At 65.9% G+C, this 19,380-nt stretch carries 19 protein-coding genes; 14 read left to right on the top strand and 5 right to left on the bottom strand.

Annotated elements, in window-relative coordinates; translation table 11 throughout:
- Positions 1 to 29 precede the first annotated feature (29 nt).
- From ABZW96_RS12110 to rox, 6 genes are all read left to right on the top strand, one after another.
- Positions 30 to 848 (top strand): class II glutamine amidotransferase, encoded by an 819-nt coding sequence (locus ABZW96_RS12110; protein ID WP_355073888.1) that lies wholly within the window; start codon positions 30 to 32, stop codon positions 846 to 848.
- Positions 845 to 2,254: a DUF2252 domain-containing protein gene (locus tag ABZW96_RS12105; RefSeq protein WP_355073886.1), complete on the top strand. Its 1,410-nt coding sequence runs from the start codon at positions 845 to 847 to the stop codon at positions 2,252 to 2,254. Before ABZW96_RS12110 ends, ABZW96_RS12105 begins: the two co-directional genes overlap by 4 nt.
- 110 nt (positions 2,255 to 2,364) lie before the next feature.
- Positions 2,365 to 3,555 carry a glycosyltransferase family 87 protein gene (locus ABZW96_RS12100; protein ID WP_355073884.1) on the top strand — a complete coding sequence of 397 codons (1,191 nt, stop codon included), beginning with the start codon at positions 2,365 to 2,367 and terminating at the stop codon, positions 3,553 to 3,555.
- Between the two features lie 151 nt (positions 3,556 to 3,706).
- Positions 3,707 to 4,543 carry a glutamate ABC transporter substrate-binding protein gene (locus tag ABZW96_RS12095; protein ID WP_355073883.1) on the top strand — a complete coding sequence of 279 codons (837 nt, stop codon included), beginning with the start codon at positions 3,707 to 3,709 and terminating at the stop codon, positions 4,541 to 4,543.
- Between the two features lie 201 nt (positions 4,544 to 4,744).
- Complete coding sequence (locus tag ABZW96_RS12090) at positions 4,745 to 4,954, top strand: TOBE domain-containing protein (protein WP_355073881.1); 210 nt, start codon at positions 4,745 to 4,747, stop codon at positions 4,952 to 4,954.
- Positions 4,955 to 5,401: 447 nt separating this feature from the next.
- Positions 5,402 to 6,832: a rifampin monooxygenase gene (gene rox / locus ABZW96_RS12085; protein WP_355073880.1), complete on the top strand. Its 1,431-nt coding sequence runs from the start codon at positions 5,402 to 5,404 to the stop codon at positions 6,830 to 6,832.
- A 57-nt stretch (positions 6,833 to 6,889) separates the two neighbouring features.
- On the opposite strand, the gene ABZW96_RS12080 is transcribed toward rox, so the two are convergent.
- On the bottom strand, positions 6,890 to 7,867 hold the full coding sequence (locus tag ABZW96_RS12080; protein WP_355073879.1) for an AraC family transcriptional regulator: 978 nt from the start codon (positions 7,865 to 7,867) through the stop codon (positions 6,890 to 6,892).
- An 83-nt stretch (positions 7,868 to 7,950) separates the two neighbouring features.
- Between ABZW96_RS12080 and ABZW96_RS12075 the strand changes: the two genes are divergently transcribed.
- From ABZW96_RS12075 to ABZW96_RS12065, 3 genes are all read left to right on the top strand, one after another.
- Positions 7,951 to 8,799 (top strand): NAD(P)H-binding protein, encoded by an 849-nt coding sequence (locus tag ABZW96_RS12075; RefSeq protein WP_355073877.1) that lies wholly within the window; start codon positions 7,951 to 7,953, stop codon positions 8,797 to 8,799.
- Between the two features lie 189 nt (positions 8,800 to 8,988).
- A complete protein-coding gene (locus tag ABZW96_RS12070) occupies positions 8,989 to 9,207 on the top strand; it encodes a DUF2945 domain-containing protein (RefSeq protein ID WP_355073875.1) in 219 nt (72 codons plus the stop codon).
- A 22-nt stretch (positions 9,208 to 9,229) separates the two neighbouring features.
- Positions 9,230 to 9,559: a DUF3140 domain-containing protein gene (locus ABZW96_RS12065; RefSeq protein ID WP_355073873.1), complete on the top strand. Its 330-nt coding sequence runs from the start codon at positions 9,230 to 9,232 to the stop codon at positions 9,557 to 9,559.
- 83 nt (positions 9,560 to 9,642) lie between these two features.
- Here ABZW96_RS12065 and ABZW96_RS12060 read toward each other — a convergent pair whose 3' ends face one another.
- Positions 9,643 to 10,422 (bottom strand): enoyl-CoA hydratase-related protein, encoded by a 780-nt coding sequence (locus ABZW96_RS12060; protein WP_355073872.1) that lies wholly within the window; start codon positions 10,420 to 10,422, stop codon positions 9,643 to 9,645.
- A gap of 399 nt (positions 10,423 to 10,821) precedes the next feature.
- Between ABZW96_RS12060 and ABZW96_RS12055 the strand changes: the two genes are divergently transcribed.
- Positions 10,822 to 12,384: an esterase-like activity of phytase family protein gene (locus ABZW96_RS12055; protein WP_355074423.1), complete on the top strand. Its 1,563-nt coding sequence runs from the start codon at positions 10,822 to 10,824 to the stop codon at positions 12,382 to 12,384.
- 111 nt (positions 12,385 to 12,495) lie between these two features.
- On the opposite strand, the gene ABZW96_RS12050 is transcribed toward ABZW96_RS12055, so the two are convergent.
- Positions 12,496 to 13,449 (bottom strand): helix-turn-helix domain-containing protein, encoded by a 954-nt coding sequence (locus ABZW96_RS12050; protein ID WP_355073870.1) that lies wholly within the window; start codon positions 13,447 to 13,449, stop codon positions 12,496 to 12,498.
- 274 nt (positions 13,450 to 13,723) lie between these two features.
- On the opposite strand from ABZW96_RS12050, the gene ABZW96_RS12045 reads away from it, so the two are divergent.
- From ABZW96_RS12045 to ABZW96_RS12035, 3 genes are all read left to right on the top strand, one after another.
- Positions 13,724 to 15,331, top strand: a complete 1,608-nt coding sequence (locus tag ABZW96_RS12045; protein ID WP_355073869.1) for an amidohydrolase family protein — start codon at positions 13,724 to 13,726, stop codon at positions 15,329 to 15,331.
- 84 nt (positions 15,332 to 15,415) lie between these two features.
- Complete coding sequence (locus ABZW96_RS12040) at positions 15,416 to 16,072, top strand: TetR/AcrR family transcriptional regulator (protein ID WP_355073867.1); 657 nt, start codon at positions 15,416 to 15,418, stop codon at positions 16,070 to 16,072.
- Positions 16,073 to 16,140: 68 nt separating this feature from the next.
- Complete coding sequence (locus ABZW96_RS12035) at positions 16,141 to 17,028, top strand: haloalkane dehalogenase (RefSeq protein ID WP_355073865.1); 888 nt, start codon at positions 16,141 to 16,143, stop codon at positions 17,026 to 17,028.
- A 170-nt stretch (positions 17,029 to 17,198) separates the two neighbouring features.
- Here the strand turns inward: ABZW96_RS12035 and ABZW96_RS12030 are convergent, their stop codons facing one another.
- Complete coding sequence (locus ABZW96_RS12030) at positions 17,199 to 17,567, bottom strand: VOC family protein (protein ID WP_355073863.1); 369 nt, start codon at positions 17,565 to 17,567, stop codon at positions 17,199 to 17,201.
- A gap of 62 nt (positions 17,568 to 17,629) precedes the next feature.
- Here ABZW96_RS12030 and ABZW96_RS12025 point away from each other — a divergent pair, with 62 nt between their 5' ends.
- Positions 17,630 to 18,088, top strand: coding sequence for a MarR family transcriptional regulator (locus ABZW96_RS12025; protein ID WP_355073861.1), 459 nt, complete (start codon positions 17,630 to 17,632; stop codon positions 18,086 to 18,088).
- Positions 18,089 to 18,116: 28 nt separating this feature from the next.
- Here the strand turns inward: ABZW96_RS12025 and ABZW96_RS12020 are convergent, their stop codons facing one another.
- Entirely contained in the window at positions 18,117 to 19,376 is a 1,260-nt protein-coding gene (locus tag ABZW96_RS12020) for a helix-turn-helix domain-containing protein (RefSeq protein ID WP_355073859.1), read from the bottom strand.
- Between the last annotated feature and the right edge of the window lie 4 nt (positions 19,377 to 19,380).

Raw genomic sequence — 19,380 nt, 5'->3', positions numbered from 1 at the left:
TCTGCTTCAATCGATATATGTGCAGGTGGATGGCTTATTCAGGGGAGCCGATCCGGGCCGAGGACCTTTTGTTCCGGCCGACGCATTCGTTGATCGACCAGAGCTTGCACTCCCAACTGGGTGCGACGACCACGAACGGTGACGGCTTCGGGATCGGCTGGTACGGCGATGGCCCGCGACCTTCGGTGTTCAAGAACACCGAACCGGCATGGAACGACCGCAACTTGCGGGAGATCGCGGGCGCGGTGCGCACGTCGCTGTTCTTCGCGCACGTGCGCGCGTCGACCGGGACCTCGGTGCAGCGCAGCAACTGTCACCCGTTCCGGCACGGGCACTGGTTGTGGATGCACAACGGAGCGCTGCGCGGGTTCCGCCAGTGCAAGCGTGATCTGATGACGGCGGTCGATCCGCTCCTGTTCGCCGACATCGAGGGATCTACCGATTCCGAGTTGCTCTTCTTCCTTGCCCTGACCTTCGGGCTCGTCCACGACCCGTTCGAGGCGGTCGCCCGCGCGGTCGGCCTCGTAGAAGACGTCGGCCGGGCGCACGAGGTCGAGGCTCCGGTACAGATGACCGTCGCGACCACCGACGGCGAATCCATGTGGTTCTTCCGGTATTCCACCGAGCGGCAGACGCGATCGCTGTTCTATTCCAACGATGTCGCGAAAGTGCGCGCCCTGCATCCGGAGGTGAAAGCTCTCCGCGCGCTGGGGGAGGAGGCCCGGTTCGTGGTCTCCGAGCCGCTGCGTGACCTGCCGGGAGCGTGGAACGAAGTCCAGGAATCGTCGGCAGGCGTCGTCCGCCTCGGTCACGATGAAACGCGCCCGTTCGAGCCGGTCGCACCGTGACCCACCGGACGGCCGCGGTGAACGATCGGATCGCCACCCGCGCCGAACGTGCCGAGCAGGGTGAATCCGCTCGGCGGACTACCCCTTTCGCCGCTCTCGCCGAACACGACGCCACCGGCAGGGACCCGGTCGACCTGCTCGATCGGCAGGCTCGATCCAGGATTCCGGAACTGGTTCCAGTGCGGTACGGCCGCATGGCGAACTCACCGTTCGCCTTTTATCGCGGCGCGGCCCTGGTCATGGCGGACGATCTGTCCCGAGCGCCCACGACGGGGCTGCACACTCAACTGTGCGGTGATGCCCACCTGAGCAATTTCGGAATCTTCGCGACACCCGAACGCCGCCTGGCCTTCGACATCAACGATTTCGACGAGACATACCCCGGTCCGTTCGAATGGGATGTCAAACGGCTCGTCACCAGCCTGGCGGTCGCCGCCGGAGAGAACGGCTTCTCCGCCAAACAGCGGCTGAAAGTCACGCTAGCGTGTGCGGCGGAATACCGGACCACGATGCGGGACCAAGCCGAGCGGAGCACCACAGCCGTGTGGTACTCGCGCATCGATCCCACGGCCGAATTGCCCGAATTGCGCGACGAGCTGGACACCTCGACCCAGGAGCGGGTGCGCAAGGCGCTCGCGAAGTCGCGGACGCACGACAGCCACCACGCCCTGGCGAAGCTGACCACCCGTGTCGACGGCAGGCCGCGGATCATCAGCGATCCGCCCCTACTCGTCCCGCTCGAGGAACTCTTCGCCGATGTCGACGCCGAGCAGCTGTATCGCGAACTACGCCAACGTCTCAGCGATTACCGTGCGACTCTGCAGGACAATCGCCGCGCGCTGCTGGACCAATTCGAGTTCGCGCAAGCCGCGCGCAAGGTGGTCGGCGTGGGGAGCGTGGGCACCCGCGCTTGGATCGTCCTGATGCTGGGAGTCGACGGGGATCCGTTGTTTCTGCAGGCGAAAGAGGCCCAACCGTCGGTATTGGCACGGTATCTGGCGGGCCCGTCGTATCCGAACCAGGGGGAGCGGGTAGTGCGTGGGCAGCGGCTGATGCAGGCGGCGAGCGACATCCTGCTGGGCTGGCAACACGGTCCCGACATCGACGGCGAGCAGCGAGACTTCTACTTCCGGCAGCTACGCGACGGCAAGGGCTCGGCGGTGATCGAGACCATGGGTCCCAAGGGACTGCGACTCTACGGCCGACTGTGCGGGCGGGTGCTGGCTTACGCACACGCCCGCGCGGGCGACCGGATAGCGATCGCTTCGTACCTCGGCACGACAGACGAGTTCGACCATGCCATGGCGGAATACGCCGAGACCTACGCCGACCAGAACGCGCGCGACCATGCCGAACTCGAGCGCGCGATCCAGGAAGGCCGCATCACCGCACGAACCGGAATGTAAGACCATCGTCGTCTGCGAATACCCGTGGGCGCCTTGCTCATTGCGCAGGACGGTTAGGCTGCGACCTTGTGCGCGAGCTGTCGTCGGTGTCGAGGTTGTGGGTCGTTTGGGTGGTTACTCGATTACTGATGGTGGTGTTCACCGGTGTGACGGCGTTGCCGCACAGCGTCTGGGATGCCTCGGCGGCGGACTTGACCCTGTACGGCGCGTGGGCCGAACATATCGTGCACGAGAACGCTTTCCCGTTGGACGACGAACGCTGGCAGTACCCGCCCGGGGCGGGTGCGTTGCTGGTGGTGCCCTGGCTGATCGGCGGTGGGTTGGGCTACAACTGGTTGTTCTTCGCGCTGGTCGCGGCAGCGGACGCCGGTGTGCTCAGCTTGTTGATCAGGGCGGCGCGGGCTGACGGGCTGCGGACAGCGCAGGCCGGGCCGTGGATTTGGACGCTCGGAGTGGCCTTGCTTGGCCGGGTCTGTTACGGCCGATTCGATTTGATCGTAGCCGCGACCGCGATCGCGGCACTGTTGTGGTCAGCGCGCCGACCGGCGGCGGCAGGCGTGGCCGCCGCCGCGGGTGTGTTGCTGAAACTGTGGCCGGTGGTGGTCGTGCTCGGGCTGCGCCGACGGACGCTGTGGCGCATGAGCGCGGCGGCGGCCTGCGCCGGTCTGGTTGCGATGGCGGGATTGACCGCGTTGGGTCCGGGCGCGTGGTCGTTTCTGGAGTTTCAGTCGAAGCGGGGATTGCAGATCGAATCCGTCGCTGCCACACCGTTGTTGGTTGCTCGGCTGATGAACGGCGGCTGGACCATCGTGCATCGTTATGGGGCGGAGGAGCTGTCCGGCCCTGCGGTGTCCGCCGTGGCCAGGGGATGCGTGGCCGTCATGATCATCGGCGGCGCGGTGTTGCTGATCACCTGGTGGCGCGTGCGTCCTCCGGCGACGGATCTGGCATTGGCGGCGGTGCTGCTCGCCTTGGCGGCCAGTCGGGTGCTCAGCCCGCAGTACTTGGTGTGGGCGGTCGGGGTCGCCGCGGTCTGCGCGCTCGACCCGCGCACCACGCAGCGGCCTGTGCTGGTGCTGGTACTCGCGACGGCACTGGCGAGTCAGGTGGAGTTCCCGTTCCTCTACGACCGGGTCGCCACCGGAAGCGGACCGGGAGTAGTGGTCCTGGCAGTGCGCAACGGCCTGCTGCTCTGGGCAACCGCGTGGTCGCTTGTACGTCTGTGGCGCGACAACTTCCAACCGTCTCGTGAAAGCCCGGAAGTGCCGATAACGGTCGTCGGGGCCGCGTCGTCTGCCTGAACGACGCCGTGCACTTCCGGCGCGTGCGGCCACATCCCCGAACTTTCCACTGGCGGGAGGGACAGTCGAGCCGGGCGATCGATGTTCCGGGAAAGATGACGTGTCGTCGGCCCCCGGACCGGCAGCTCACCGTGAGAAGGAGCCGAATTCGATGAGGATCACCCGAACACTTCGCCTCGGTATCGGGGCGATCGCCGTCGCCCTCGTCGCCGCCGCCTGCGGTGGCGGCAGCGACCCCGCGACCACCGCCGATCACGTGCGGGACGGCAAGCTGACCATCGGCATCAAGTTCGACCAGCCAGGACTCGGATTCCGTGAAGCGGACGGCTCCTACCAAGGGTATGACGTCGAGATCGCCAAGTACGTAGCGAGCAAGCTCGGTGTGCGGCCCGACGGCATCACCTTCAAAGAGACGCCGTCGGCCCGGCGGGAGACGATGATCATGAACGGCGAGGTGGACTTCATCGTCGCCACTTATTCGATAACCGACGCGCGCAAGGAGAAAGTCGACTTCGCCGGACCGTATTTCGTGGCCGGGCAGGCGCTGCTGGTGAAGAAGGAGACCACCGATATCACCGGTGTCGAGTCGCTGAACGGCAACAAGAAACTTTGCTCGGTCAAAGGCTCCACCCCGGCGCAATACGTCAAGGATCACTACGCCAAAGATGTTCAGCTGGTGGAGCTCGACACCTACTCGCAGTGCATCGAAGCTCTGCGCCGCGGTTCGGTCGATGTGGTGACCACCGACGACATCATCCTCGCCGGTTTCGCGGGGCAGGCGTCAGGGGAACTGAAGCTGGTCGGCAACACGTTCACCACCGAGAAGTACGGTATCGGCCTGAAGAAGGGCGACCAGGAAACCCGGAACAAGATCAACGACGCGCTCGAGCAAATGGTGGCCGACGGTTCGTGGCAGAAGGCGTTCGAGGAAACGATCGGGCCGCTGCGTGATTCGACGTTGACGCCGCCCGCCGTCGACCGATACTGATCGGAACTCACCGCTTCCGGCAGCCGCACGGACAGCAGCCCGCTGCACATTTCGAGCACGCGGACGGCATATCCACCGTCGTGTCGAGCAAGCCCGGTTTCGGGCAGAGGTGAGGTAGCCGGTTGTCACGTCCGCGACGCCTACTGACACCCCCGTCGGCAATCCCCGCCACCCGGGCCGGGCGTGCGTACCATCACCGGCATGCAGCTATCTACCCGCAATCAACTTGACGGCGCCGTCGTCTCGATCACCCGCGGCGAAGCCATGGCCGTGGTCCGGGTCCGGCTCACCGGGGGTGACGAGATCACCTCCTCGATCACCCGCGACGCAGTCGAAGACCTGCGCCTCACCGAAGGCACACGCGTCAAAGTCCTCATCAAGTCGACCGAGGTGGCGCTCGGCGTCGAATAGCCGGGCGCCACCGTCGCCAATTCCTCTGGGACGACCCTGTATTCGTGGGTCACATCAGCTGCGGACCGAATATTGTCGGCAGATTCCGCTTCGGCTCATCTACACGGCGGACGCGCCGACCCTGCGAGGCATGCTGAGGTCGAGAAGCGTGGACCGGCCACCCGACGCGTGGGTTGATGCTTCCTGCCACACCGAAGCGAACGCACTGGCCGAATGGGGGATGGGTGCTGCCACGATGTCCATACCGGGCGCGGACGGGGAAGAACCAATTGCTCTTCCCTTTTAACATATATCGCACTGGGGGACTTGCGGCAAGGCCCGGGTCGTGCTGCAAAATCTTCGGCCGAAGCCAGAACCTGCGGAAATCGGCGATTCTCGAGGCACGTGCGCTCGCAGATTTCCGCCGGACCAGCTGGCCGAGATGCGACACCAACGGATGGGCGGTTCATGTTTGACGTGATCATTGTCGGCGGCGGACCGACCGGCTTGATGCTGGTCAGCGAGTTGCGGCTGCACGGCGTGCACACGCTGGTACTGGAGAAGGAGACGGAACCGTCCACGCTGTCCCGGGGGCAGGGCCTACACGCGCGCAGTGTCGAGATGATGGACCAGCGCGGCCTGCTGGACCGGTTCCTCGCGGTCAGTAAAAAGTTCCAAGTCGGCGGTCTTTTCGGCGGCATCGTCAAGCCGTGGCCGGAACGGTTGGACACGGCGCACCCGTACGGCCTCGCCACTCCACAGCCCGTCACCGAACGGCTGCTCAACGAGCACGCCCTCGAGGTCGGCGCCGAGATCCGGCGCGGCTGCGAAGTGGTGGGGCTGAGTCAGGACGAGCACGGGGTGACCGTCGCGTTGGCCGACGGCACGCAACTACGCTCGCGCTACCTCGTCGGCTGCGACGGCGGCCGCAGTACGGTGCGCAAACTGCTCGGCGTCGGCTTCCCCGGCGAACCCACCAAAGTCGAGACGTTGCTCGGTGAAATGGAGGTGACCGAGGACCCGGCGAAGGTGGCCGCGATCGTCGAGGAAGTCCACAAAACGCAGAAGCGGTTCGGCGCCGCCCGCTCCGGTGACGACGGAAGGCTGTTCCGTATCGTCGTGCCTGCCGAGGGCGTGTCGGACGATCGTGCGGCCCCGACCCTGGAGGAGTTCAAGCGGCAACTGCAGGCGTTCTCGGGCACCGACTTCGGGGTGCACTCCCCGCGCTCGCTGTCCCGCTTCGGCGACGCTACGCGGCAGGCCGAGCGTTACCGGGTCGACCGGGTGCTGCTGGCCGGCGACGCTGCGCACATCCATCCGCCGACCGGCGGGCAAGGGATGAACCTCGGCATCCAGGACGCGTTCAACCTCGGCTGGAAACTGGCCGCCGAGGTGAACGGCTGGGCGCCGGAGGGACTGCTCGACACCTATCACGCCGAACGACACCCGGTGGGCGCGCGTGTGCTGGAGAACACCCGCGCGCAGATTACGCTGATGGGAACCGATCCGGGCGCGACCGCGCTGCGCGAGCTGTTCTCGAAGTTGATGGACTTCGAGGAGGTCAACCGGTATATCACCGAGATCATCACCGCGGTCGGGGTCCGCTACGACTTCGGCGAGGGGCACGACCTGCTCGGCCGGCGGATGCGGGACGTCGGGCTGAAGCGGGGTCGTCTCTACGAACTGATGCACGGCGGGCGTGGGTTGCTGCTCGACCAGACCGGCCGGCTTTCGGTAACGGGGTGGGCGGATCGGGTGGACCACGTCGTCGATGTCAGCGAGGAACTGGAGGTGCCCGCCGTGCTGCTGCGGCCGGACGGCCACGTGGCCTGGGTCGGTGCAGACCAGCAGGATCTGCTCGAGCACCTGCCCCGGTGGTTCGGCGCCGCAGCGGGCTGATTCGCCCGACTGGCCGCCGGACCCCGCGAGTGCACCGGGGACAGCGGGGGAAGGCGGTCAATGGTTGTCTCGGTCTGGCGGTGGACGCATGGTCTGCCGGCGCCGCCAGGCCGAGGGCCCGGCCCCGCGGGCGCGTTTGAACGCGACGCTGAAAGCGAAGGCGTCGTGGTATCCGACATGATGAGCGATGGTCGCGATGGTGGCGTCGGTATCGCGCAGGGCGTCCGCGGCCAGAGTCATTCGCCAATCGGTGAGATAGGTCAGCGGCGGGCGTCCGAGCAGGGCGGTGAAGCGCGCGGCGAAGGAGGCTCTGGACATGTTGGCCTCCTCGGCCAACGCGGCAACGGTCCAGCGGTGGGCCGGATCGTTGTGGAGCGCGTGGAGAGCACGGCCGATCCGCGGGTCGATCATCGCGTGATACCAGCCGGGTGGCGTCGCGCCGGGCGCGGCCCACCAGGCGCGCAGCGCCAGCACGAGCACCAGATCGAGTAACCGATGCAGGACGGCGTCTTGTCCCGGCTCGTCCCGGGCGGCTTCGGTGGTGAGCAGATGCAACGCGGCGCTGGTCCGTGATCCGGCAGGTACGACCGCCACGGGTGGCAGCAGATCGAGTACTCGCTCGCCCACGTCGCCATGAAGTACGAAGGAGCCACGCAGCACTGTCGTGGCTCCTGGCAGACCGTCACCGTAGGTGCGTGGGCCCATATTCCGGAGCGCGCCCGATTCCCGGCTGTGGTCGAGGACGACTTTGCGCCCCTCCTCGATCAAAATCTGCGGCGGGGTGGTCGGACTATCGGCAACCGTATATCCGCCGGTCGTTTTCACCACGGCGATACCGCCCTCGGGCACCGGCACCTTTGTCGTGTGGGCATCGTCGAGCCGCAAGTGCGCCGGACCGCCGAGCACCGCGACGACAGCGAGCGCTGGATGTCCGGATGCGGCGAAGGTCAGCGACCACGGCGGCCGCTGGATGAGCTGGCGCACCTCGGTATTGCCCACTCGCGCTCGATGCAACAGATCACTCAGCACGTCCACAGCGACCCACGTTAGACGATCACAAAGAAATCCCGGATCTTCTCCCATGGATCGTCTGGCTGCTGCTCGATTGGATGATTGCCATGACCAACATCCTGATTCTCGGCGGCACCGGTAAGACCGGCCGACGGATCGCACGCCACCTCCGAGCCGCGGGCCATCCGGTACGGGCGGTCGCCCGCACCGGGGGCGATATGCCGTTCGACCTGGGCGACCCGACGACTTGGTCGGCCGTACTCGACGGCGCCACCTCCGCCTATCTCGTGGAACCGGCCCTGCAATTCACCGATGAGGGTCGAGCGCGTATCCCGAAATTCATCGAGGCGGCGGTCGGGGCCGGTGTCCGGCGACTCGTACTACTGTCCGCACCGGCCGCCGACCAGGCCGATCATCCCCTGCACGCCGCCGAGCGCGCGACCCGGGACAGCGGGCTGGAATGGACCATTCTGCGACCCAACTGGTTCGCCCAGAATTTCAGTGAAAGTTTCTGGCTGTCCGGCATTCTCAATGGCGCGCTCCATATCCCCACCGGCGACGGTCGTACCCCGTTCGTCGACGCCGACGACATCGCCGAAGTAGCGGCGCAAGCACTGATCGATGACCGGCACAGCGGTAACACCTACGAGCTGACCGGCCCGAGGGCGATCAGCTTCGGCGAAGCCGTGGACATGATCGGAGCGACCATCGGCCGCACGATCCGCCACGTCGACATCGACCCCGTGACTTTCGTCGAACAGCAAATCGGCTTCGGTGTCTCGCCCGAGGCTGCGCGGCTACTCACCGACATTCTCACCCGGCTTCCCCACGGCGGCCCGGGCACGACCCCCACCGATGACGTGCACCGAGCTCTTCACCGTCCGGCCCGGACATTCGAGAACTATGTCGCGGAATCCGCCGCCTCAGGCTGTTGGCGCCGGACCACTACCTCCTAGCGCAACCGCGCGGCCGATGCTGACAACGGGATCGTCGGGTCGAAACCGGCACCATCGCGACCCTGCACGAGGTTCTGGCCGCAGAAAGAGTGGGTGGCGATCAGGAGGACCGGTTCAGCTATCAGTTTTCGAGAGCGGACTGCGGGTAACACGACCTCGTTGGATGCGGGAATGGGGAAGGAATCGACTATGGGAAAGCAATCGTTCAGCAAAGGCGACGAAGTCGAATGGAACAGCCACGGCAGTACCGCCGAGGGCGAGGTGGAAGACGTGATCACGTCCGACACCGAAGCGGCGGGCCGAACGGTACGGGCCTCCGAACAAGATCCGCAGTATCGGGTGCGCAGTGCGAAGAGCGGCCGTGACGCGGTGCACAAGCCCGGCGCGCTACGTCCGCACGACGATTGACATCGAAAATCGGAGCCGCGCCATGACGACGGAAGACAAAGACACGCGTACGGAATTCGACAACATCGTCAACATGACGGCGAAAGAACTGCGCCGGTGGCTCGACACCGACGAGTCGAAGTCGGTGGGGCAGAAACCGAAAGACGGCGGCGAGTCGACCGGGCACGCGAGCGGGCGGCGCATCGCGGACATCCTCGAGAAGAAGAAACCGACCGACGATGATTACGCGCACATGCGCAAAGTCATCGGCTATGCGCACCGCCATCTCGAGCAGCGACCCTCCGGCGAAATCGAGAACACCAAATGGCGATACTCGCTGATGAACTGGGGGCACGATCCGATGAAAAGCTGACGGCAGCAGCGAATACGCGTCACATCCAGCGTCTCTTGCCGATTCGAGCCGTCTCCGGCGGGCAGGGGCAGACGCCGGCGCCGCTAATCGCGCCAGACAGGTGGGCGCTTCGCCAGGAAGGCCGCCATTCCTTCGCGGGCGCCGGGAAGTTGGGCGGCTGCGGCCATGACTTCCAGGGCGAGGGCGTAGGCGTCTGCCTCGGGGCGGTCGAGCTGGCGGTAGAGGGTGCGTTTGCCCAGTGCTTTGCTGGCGCGGCTGCCGCGGGTAGCTCGGGCGAGCAACTCGTCGACGGCGGTGTCGAGCTCGGCGTCCGGCACCGCTCGGTTGATCAGGCCCCACTGTTCGGCGGTGCGGGCATCGATCGGGTCGCCGGTGAGGGCGAGTTCCATCAGTCGTTTGCGGCCGACGGCGCGGGCTACCGGCACCGCGGGGGTGTGGCAGAACCAGCCGCCCTTGCCACCGGGGAGCGCGAAACCGGCCGATTCGGCGGCGATGGCCAGATCGCACGAGGCCACCAGTTGGCAGCCGGCAGCCGTGGCCAGACCTTGCACGCGGGCGATCACCACCTGCGGTACCGACTCGATGGTCGACATGAGCTCGGTGCACAGTGTGAGCAGTTCCCGCACGCCGAGCAGGTCGCGTGCGGCGACATCGGCGAAATCATGTCCCGCGGAGAACACCGGACCGGCTGCCCCGAGCACTATCCCGGTGGCGTCCGTCTCGCCCGCAGCGCGGAAGGAGGCGAGCAACTCGGCCAGATGTTCGCCGGACAGGGTATTGCGTCGCTCCGGCCGGTTCATCGTGATGCGCACTGTGTCGCCGTCCCGCGCGACCAGCACATGCTGATACTCCAAGGCGGTCATATCTCCACCGTAGAGCTATACGGGGAACGACACGACACTTCCGGGATGATCTCCGAACAGCTCGCACGGCTGGGTCCCCCGCTGGGCGGTGGTGGTGGCGGGGCCGCGTCCCGGCTGTGGCGACCTCGATGCGGATGGCCTGCTCGGCATCTTCCTCGCCGCAGGCGCCCGATCGGACGCAGGTGCCCGTTCACCGAGCGCTAAGGCTTGTTCGGCATCGAAGTCGGTAGCGTCGAGAGCGCGGTAGCGACGCGGCCCGACGCTCGGATACCGCAGTGCTCACGTTCGTCAGGATTGGCAACACTGCAAACTGATCGGATGATTGTGGGGATCGACGGCTCATGTTCAGCTCGATGCCAACTGGCGGTCGGGCTCGGACGGTACGCATCGCTGGTGAGAATGCACCGCAGTACCCGAAGCGCGCTCGTCATGGTCGCCGTGTGCGCGACCGCCGTTCTGTCCGCTTGCTCGTCGTCGAACTCGGAGGCGGGCTTCACCGCCGCCAAGGACCAGCCCTTGGTGATCTCGCTGGATGATCTGCTGGCGGCGACCGGCGGCAGCGCCGCGGTGGGGATCGCCGATCCGCAGCACGGCACGATCACCCGTCGCACCGACGGTGCGGTGGTGTACACGCCTGCGGCTGGATACACCGGTTCCGACAGCATCACCGTGACCACCACCGACGCCGTGAAGCTGTTCACCACCGATATCCCGCCGCTCGGTGACTTCGGTGGCGTGAGTCTGCAGGGCAGCGGATACGGGTCGGCGTTCACGCCGGTGCCCGGATCGACCGACGAGTTCTACGGTCTCACCGACCGCGGTCCGAACGTGGACGGCAAGGGCAAGAACGAGAAGCTCACGCCGATACCGACTTTCACGCCCACCATCGCGAAATTCAAGTTGGTCGGCACCAAGGCGGTGCTGGAAAGCACCATTCCCCTGAAGAATTCAGCGGGCCAGCCGTTCAACGGCCTGGTCGACGCCTCCGCAGGCACCGGCGAGACCATCCGCGACCTCAACGGCACCGTCCTGCCGCCGACCGATCACGGCATCGACAGCGAAGGCTTGGTCGCGATGCCCGACGGCAGCTTCTGGGTGTCCGACGAGTACGGGCCGTTCGTCGTGCACTTCGACGCCAACGGCACCGAGCTGGAGCGGCTCGCACCGGGACGCGGTCTGCCCAAAGAGCTTTCGCTGCGCACCCCGAACCAGGGTATGGAGGGGCTCACCATCACGCCGGACGGCAGAACATTGGTCGGCATCGTGCAGAGTGCACTGAACGAGCCAGGTGTCGCGTCGGCGCGTGAGGTGCCGATGACCCGGATCGTCACCGTGGATCTGAAGACCCGGGACGTCAAGGAATTCGTATATCCGCTGGAGAATCCGAAGCAGAAGCTCGCGGTCTCTGAGATCACGGCGCTGAGCGAGACCACCTTCCTGGTCGACGAACGCGACGGCGGCAAATCGCCCAAGGCCGACAAGAAGCTGTGGACCATCGACATCACCGGCGCCACCGACGTCGGCCCGCAGGCGAAAATCCAGAACGCGCACTATGATCCACAACTCGGCCTGCTGGTCGACGGCAAGCCGCTGGAACTCCTCGTCGGTGCCGTGCCCACTGCCGAAGGTGTCGCCACGCTGCGGAAGGCGGGTGTCACCCCCGTCGCCAAGAAGTCTGCCCTGGACCTCGGCGGTCTGCTGGACGGCCTGAACGCCGACGGCAAGTTCTTCGGCCACGACAAGATCGAGGGCGTCGCCACCCGCGACGGCGGCAAGACCCTCTACATCGCCGACGACAGCGACTTCGGCATCGAGGCCGCCACCGGCGACCAGCCGCCGTTCGGACTGAAAGCCAAGCTCCTCGCCAACGGCGCCCAGGACACGGGTGAGGTGCTGATGGTCGACACCACCAAGCTGCCCGCCAAGACGCAGACGCGGACGCTCACGATCACCGTGAAGTAGCGGACGTATGGCGCCGGGCACCGTCGCGAACCCTCCCCGAAGTGGCAACAGCCGTGACCGGGAGGGCGCCATTGGTCAGTGCGAAAACACGTGTTCGGTCCTCTGGAGCCGCTATTCCCGGGGTGACACCGTGCCCTGCCCGCTGTCCGGCCTGTGCCCGGCAGTCGACCAGCTGGTGCGACCGGTTTCTCGGCGGCGAATGGCTCGGCGCAGGGAAGAGGCATCGGCGTAGCCGACTCGATGGGCGGCAGCCTCCGCAGTGGTTCCCGATCGGATCAGCGTCAACGCGGTGTCCGTGCGGATGTACTGGACGAAGGCTTGCGGGCTGAGGCCGGTAGCGCGCTGTAGGCGTCGTGCGAGTGTGCGGGTATGAAGTCCCACCGCGTCGGCGAGATCGGCGGTCGTGAAGGATCGGCGGAGATTGCTGACGATCCAGTCGTGGGCGTGCACCAGATCGGGGTCGTCGGCGATCAGCACGGTGAGCATCATGTAGGGACGCTGCGAGGTCCGGCGGTCGATGAGCTGATAGCGGGCGCACAGATCGGCCACGTCCGAGCCGGTGAGCATCTCGATCGCCGCGAGCATGACATCGACATGGGCGAGTGATGCTCCGCCGGTGACCGTGCGGCCGTGCCGGACCAAGATCTTGTCGGGTTCGACGGTGATCGCGGGGTGCCGTGCCTGGAGTTCGGCTGCGAGGAACCAGGATGTCGTCGCGCGGCCACCGTCGAGCGCTCCGGTTCGCGCGAGCAGGAACACGCTCGAACAAGAGGCGGCCACCCGAGCCTGCGAGTTCACGGCCTCGGACAGAATTCGCATCGACCACGGATCGCTCGCTCGCGCCAGAACGGCGTCCAGTTCGCTCACCGATACGCACCCCATTCCTGGAATAGCGAGCAGATCGAGCGCGCCGGGCAATTGATCGCCAGGGCGCAATGCGGTGATCTCGAAAGGGCGGGACCGGCCGAGAGCTTCCGCGGCGCGGTTGGCCGACTCGAGCATGTCGTGACTGATCGCGATTCCGGTGGCTCGCATATCCGGCAGTTCGAGCACTGCGGCTTTCACGTCTCGATCATATCCGGTTCGTGTCCGCGCAGAATTCGTGGACGATCGTGGCAGGTGATTGTCGCCTCGGTCAATTCTCGTTCACCGAGTCCCAATTATTCCCGCAGGCCGATGGTACTCATGACCCCGGACGGTAACAGTGCCCGCCGATTGCCACACGCGCTCGACCGATCATCTGTCACGAGTGGTCTCTATTTTGTCCAACTCGGCCCTGGTCCTCGATATTCGAATACTCATAGGGTCGAGTTCGTCGATTCCCGAAGGAGGACAGACTGTGACTTCCGCCCTGTCGCTCGCCACGACGTCGAACATCGCATTCGACCAGTTCTGCCGCGCCGTCATGGGCCTGGTACACGAGAGCTGTTGCGCGGCACCGAGTCTATCCGTGGTGCGATCGCGTCCGGCACAGCCGATGCGGCAGAACAGCCTGTTCAAGCGGCTCGGCCGAGACGCCTGGACCGAGACGGTGTCCACACGGGACTCGATCCTGCCCACGATCCGTGGCGCCTTCGTCCTGCCGGATGTGACCATCGCCCACATGGACAGGCCGGATGCGGTGCATGTCGACGTCTATGTGGTCGACGGCCGGATCGACAGCATCACCCCGGCCGGTGCGATGCAACCTCCGCCACAGGCGACGGTGTTCGAGGAAGCTCGCGGCGGCTTCGTCGCGAGCGCGCTGATCGACATGCATGTGCACATGCCCCCTGACAGCGTGCTTCGGCTGACCGATCTGTTCCTACTGCAAACCCTGCGGCACGGGATCACGGTCGTTCGCGACGCGGGCGACACCGACGGGACGGCGACACCGGCGGCGCTGGCATCGGTGGTCGCCGGCGCCCTGCCCGGACCGGAGATCCACTACGCCTACGGGTTCGTGAACTCCCCACCGGCACGGTGGTCCAACTCGTTCGGCTACGCCGATCCGGAGCAGGCGCCGGGCATCATCGATCGGCTGCGGTACCTGGGGGCCACGTGGGTCAAATCCTATGAGAATCTCGATGTTCCGCGCATCGTCGCGCTCAAAGCAGCGGCACGTGCGGCCGGCATGGGAGTTCTCGGACACGTCCCGTACGGGCTCGGGCACGAGGATGCGCAACTGCCGGATGGGCAGCACCTGTTCGGCATGGCGCCGCCGGCCAGTATTCGGCGGGACCACGTCTTCAATCGCATGATCGACTGGGACGCTGTCGACGACCGCCGCATCGATCTCATCCGGCAGGTGAGCGCCGACCGCGGGCTCGCGGTCACGCCGACGCTGAACACCTCCACCGGTGTCCTCGATCTCGAGCGGCATCACCAAGCGCGCGACGAGCCCACAGCGCGAGCGCTGCCGTCGTTCTACTCGGCCATCGTGTGGCACCCTCGACACGGCATCCCTGCCTATCGCGACATCCGACGCGAGGACTTCGATCGGTGCAGGCGCGCCGTGGAGCGCAAACATCTGCTCGTCAACCGTCTCTTCGGTGACGGTGTGCCGCTGCGGTTGGGTACCGACACCCAACAACCGTTCGTCGCGCCGGGGATCGCCCTGCATCGCGAACTCGAGGCCTTCGAGCAAGCCGGTATCCCACGCCGGGACTCGTGGCGGCTGGCCACCGCCACCGCGGCGAGCGCGCTCGGACTCACCGATATCGGCACCGTGGATCGTGGTGCGCGCGCCGAACTCGTCGTCACTCGATCGGATCCACGCCATTCGAGCTGGTCGGTGAGCCAGGACCTGACGGCGACGGTGGCCAAGGGAACGTTGATCACCGCAGCGGATCTCGACGTGGCCATCGGTAAAGAGCTCGCCCGCTTCGAGGGTGCCTTCGGCGAGTTCACCACGCGATTGCTCGCGCGCCTGACCATGCGGCGGCTCGCCAGGAACTTCGTCAGTTGACCCTGCGATATCCCGTGCGCGCCCCGACCGCTCGGCCGGTTGGGCGCATTGACATGACGGACATCATGCGAGAGCGTAGTTCACATGATGGTCGACATGCGAAATTCCCCCTCCGGGGAGGGGCAGCGCGCGCGACAGAAACGAGAGTCGTTGACGCGCATCCTCAACGCGAGCGCCGCTCGGCTGCGGGTGGATGGTCCCGATGGCGGCGCTATCGGGAAGGTCATGCGGGACGCGGGCCTGACGCACGGAGCCTTCTACTCACACTTCGCGAGTAAGGACGATCTGGCCATCGCGGCCTTCCGGCACGGGCTTGCCGAAAGCCGGCCGCGTTGGATCGGCAAGACGCGCGACGCGTCCTGGGGCGCCCGCGCGGCCCGCCTCGCGCGCGGCTATCTCAACCGCACCCACCGCGACGAGCGGGCGGATTCGTGCGCGTTCTCGGCGATCGGATCCGACGCCGCGCGCATGCCCGCCGAGTTCAGGTCAGCCTACGAGGAGGAACTGCGCAAGACTCTCAACGCGATGGGTGGCCGTCCGGTGGACGATCCGCAGGAGCACGAACTCTATGACGAAGCCATCGCGACCCTGGCCTTGTGTATCGGCGGACTCGTGCTGTCACGGGCTGTGGAATCCGAGTCCTTCTCGTCGCGGATTCTTCGCGTGTGCCGGAACGCGGCGGCGCGGATGGGCGCCGCGGTCGACGAGCGCGCCGAGCGCGGGCCTGGGGCAGAGGTGTGAGTGATCGGACTGCCGCAGCGGCATAGACCTGCCTTCAACGGGACACCTACACATAAGGAGACTCTGTAATGCCATACAGTACAGCGCCTTTCGCGGCGAAGAAATTCTCGGATGTTCGCGGACAGCGCATGGCCTACATCGACGAGGGGCAGGGCGACGCCATTGTCTTTCAACACGGCAACCCCACATCGTCGTATCTGTGGCGCAACGTCATGCCGCACTGTGCGGGGCTGGGACGGTTGATCGCCTGCGACCTCATCGGCATGGGTGATTCCAGCAAGCTCCCCGATTCCGGTCCCGACCGATACACCTATGCCGAGCACCGCTCGTATCTCTTCGATCTGTGGGATGCGCTCGATCTCGGCGACAATATCGTGCTGGTCCTCCACGACTGGGGTTCGGCTTTGGGATTCGATTGGGCCAACCAGCACCGCGACCGCGTCCGGGCAATCGTCTACATGGAAAGCATTGTCATGCCGGTGACGTGGGAACAGTGGCCCGAAGGCGCACGGGGCGTGTTCCAGGGTTTCCGGTCGCCTGCCGGTGAGGGCATGGTGCTCGAGAAGAACATCTTCGTCGAGCGGGTTCTCCCTGGTTCGGTACTCCGGGCGCTGAGCGACGCGGAGATGGCGGAATATCGGCGGCCGTTCGCGTCGCCGGGCGAGGATCGCCGGCCCACTTTGAGCTGGCCTCGCCAGATCCCGATCGAAGGGGAGCCGAAGGATGTCGTCGAGGTGGTCGAGGACTACGGACGATGGTTGAGCACCAGCGATGTCCCGAAGTTGTTCGTCAACGCGGAACCGGGCTCCATTCTCACCGGACCGCAACGCGAATTCTGCCGCACCTGGCCCAATCAGCGCGAAACGACCGTCGCGGGATCACATTTCATTCAGGAAGACAGCCCTGATGAAATCGGCACCGCCATAGCGGAATTCGTCAAGGAAGTACGCTACTGACGGTGTGTGAGTCGCCGAGGCGACAGCGACTGGGCCGGTCGGCGAGCGTATGTCCAGCAGCCGCGCTGGTCCGGTGGAGTCACGGATCCCGGTGAGGTCGATGATCACGGCGACGTACTTGTCGCCGCGCGGTCTTCGGGGGCGGTGATCGTCCGGTGGCGCTGGTCCTGTCAGACGCGGTCGTGGAGAGTGACCTGGTAGCCGTCGGGGTCGGCGAAGGTGAATGTCCGACCGAAGGGGCCGTCGATCGGTGCGGAGACGATGGTGTGACCGTCGGCGACGAGAGCATCGTGAATGGCCTGGACGTCGGTGGCGTGGAGCCAGATCGCGGCGCCGATGCCGGGCTGAGCGACGGATGCGAGATCGGTGCCGGGAACGACGTCGCGGAGTGCGAACGCGATCGGCTTCGTCTCGAAGACGACGGCGTGTGGAGGTCCGGCCTGCGAGCGGACGAGGCCGAGGTACTGCTCGTAGAACGCCTGCGAAGCAACCAGGTCGCGCGCTTGCAGCGAGATGAAGTCGGGGCCGGTAACGGGCATGATGATCTCCTCATTCTGTGTCAGTTTTCTGACATGGGGCCAAACTATGTCAGAATACTGACATGAGTCAAGACCGTGCGGGCGTCGACTTGGAAACGTCACTGGGCTACCTGCTGAAAGAGGCGTCGAGCGTCCTGCGCGTAGCCATGGAGGAGGTGCTGCGGCCACTCGGGATGAGCGTGACGCACTACTCTTGCCTCGAGCTGCTGGCGCAACGACCGGGCCTGTCGAACTCCGAGCTCGCGCGGGGCGCGTTCGTGACACGGCAGACGATGAACGTGCTACTCCAGGCTCTGGAACGAGACGGCTACGTGACCAGGCCCGCGGAGGCGCCCGTCGGGAAGGTTCTTCCCACACGGCTCACGCCCCGCGGACGACGGAGCCTCGAGAAGGCGACCGTGGCGGTCCGGTCCGTCGAGGTCAGAATGCTCGCCGGCCTGACCGAGACCGAGCGGTCCAGCGCGTTGCGGATCCTGCGGAGCATGATCCATTCCCTGCGCGATGGCAACGACGGTGCATAGCTCGTTCCCCGGCGCACGTCTCGTCGCGCTAATTGTGCTCGCGGCATTCGCTGGCGGCCAGTGCGTTGCGTAGTGCGGCGCTGCTTTGGTAGCCGACCATCGGCGCGATCTTGGTGAGGGGAAGGTCGGTGGTGCGCTGGAGGTGGCGGGCGCGTTCGGCGCGAATGTGTTGCACGAGGGTATTGGGGCTGGTGCCCAGTTGTTGCCGGACGTGACGCTCCAGAGTGCGACGGGTGGTCCCGATCGCGGTGGCGGCGTCGGCAATCGAGATGGGTTCGGTGAGATGTGCGCGGATCCAGTTTTCGAAGTCGGTGATGAGCCGGTCGGTGCTGGAGAGATAGCCGAGGGCGGATTCGATACTGCGGGAGGGACGTTCATCGATGAGCAGAGTCGCAGCCGTGAAGTCGGCGAGTTGTGAACTCGCCCGAGCCACGAGGTTGATCGCGAGATCGATGTGGGCGAACGCGGCGCCCGCTGTGGTGATGTGCCCGTCTTGGACGACCATGCGGGTCATGTCGAGATCGACGCGCGGGTAGCGGCGCTGGAATTCGGTGGTGAGCCACCAGCTGGTGGTGGCGCGGCGTCCGTTGAGGATGCCCGCCTCCGCCAGCAGCAGTGTGCCGGTGCAGGCGGCGGCTAGTTGACGGCCTTCGTCTGCCCAGTCGCGTAGCTGCGTGCGCAGCCGATGTATGTCGGGGCGCAGGAGGGCGTCGATCACGCCGGGTGGGCTGTTGGCGCCGATGGCGGGAATGACGAGGATGTCGAGATCGCCCATGCGGGCATCATCGAAGGTGAAGTCGATCGGGACCAGCAGGCCGCCCTGCGTCGGGATCGGTGCCGGGGTCGCCGCGATTGTGCGGACGGAAATCGCCGGAATGTTCCGGTCGACTCGTTCTCGTGCGGCTTCGGCGGTACGTAGGACGTCCAAGACGGTGGTCAGGCCGGAGTCCCAGCCGCCGGCGATCGCGGCAACCCCGATCTTCATGTCGCAAAGTGTAGCCGTTTTGTCGCAATCATTAGTTTTGTCGTCAATAGTGTCGCGGCCATGACAACGAATACCGCATTGATGGTCACCTTCACCACCGCCGAGGGCAAAGCGGACGCCTTCGCCGAACTCCTCGAACGCGCCCGTCCCTTGATCGAAGCCGAAGCCGGGACGACGGTGTGGCTGCTGAAGGCACAGGTCGATTCTCGGCCATATTGTTTCCGGCGGCTCGGAACTTTCCGCGCCGCCGGACAGTCCGCGAAGGACGGCTCGCGCACGGACTGCTCGCATTTCCGAACACACGAGT

The organism is Nocardia sp. NPDC004168, from assembly GCF_040610355.1.
GTDB lineage: Bacteria > Actinomycetota > Actinomycetes > Mycobacteriales > Mycobacteriaceae > Nocardia > Nocardia sichangensis.
The sequence above is the reverse complement of the archived record's forward strand: the minus strand, read 5'-3'. Positions and strand labels throughout refer to the sequence as shown.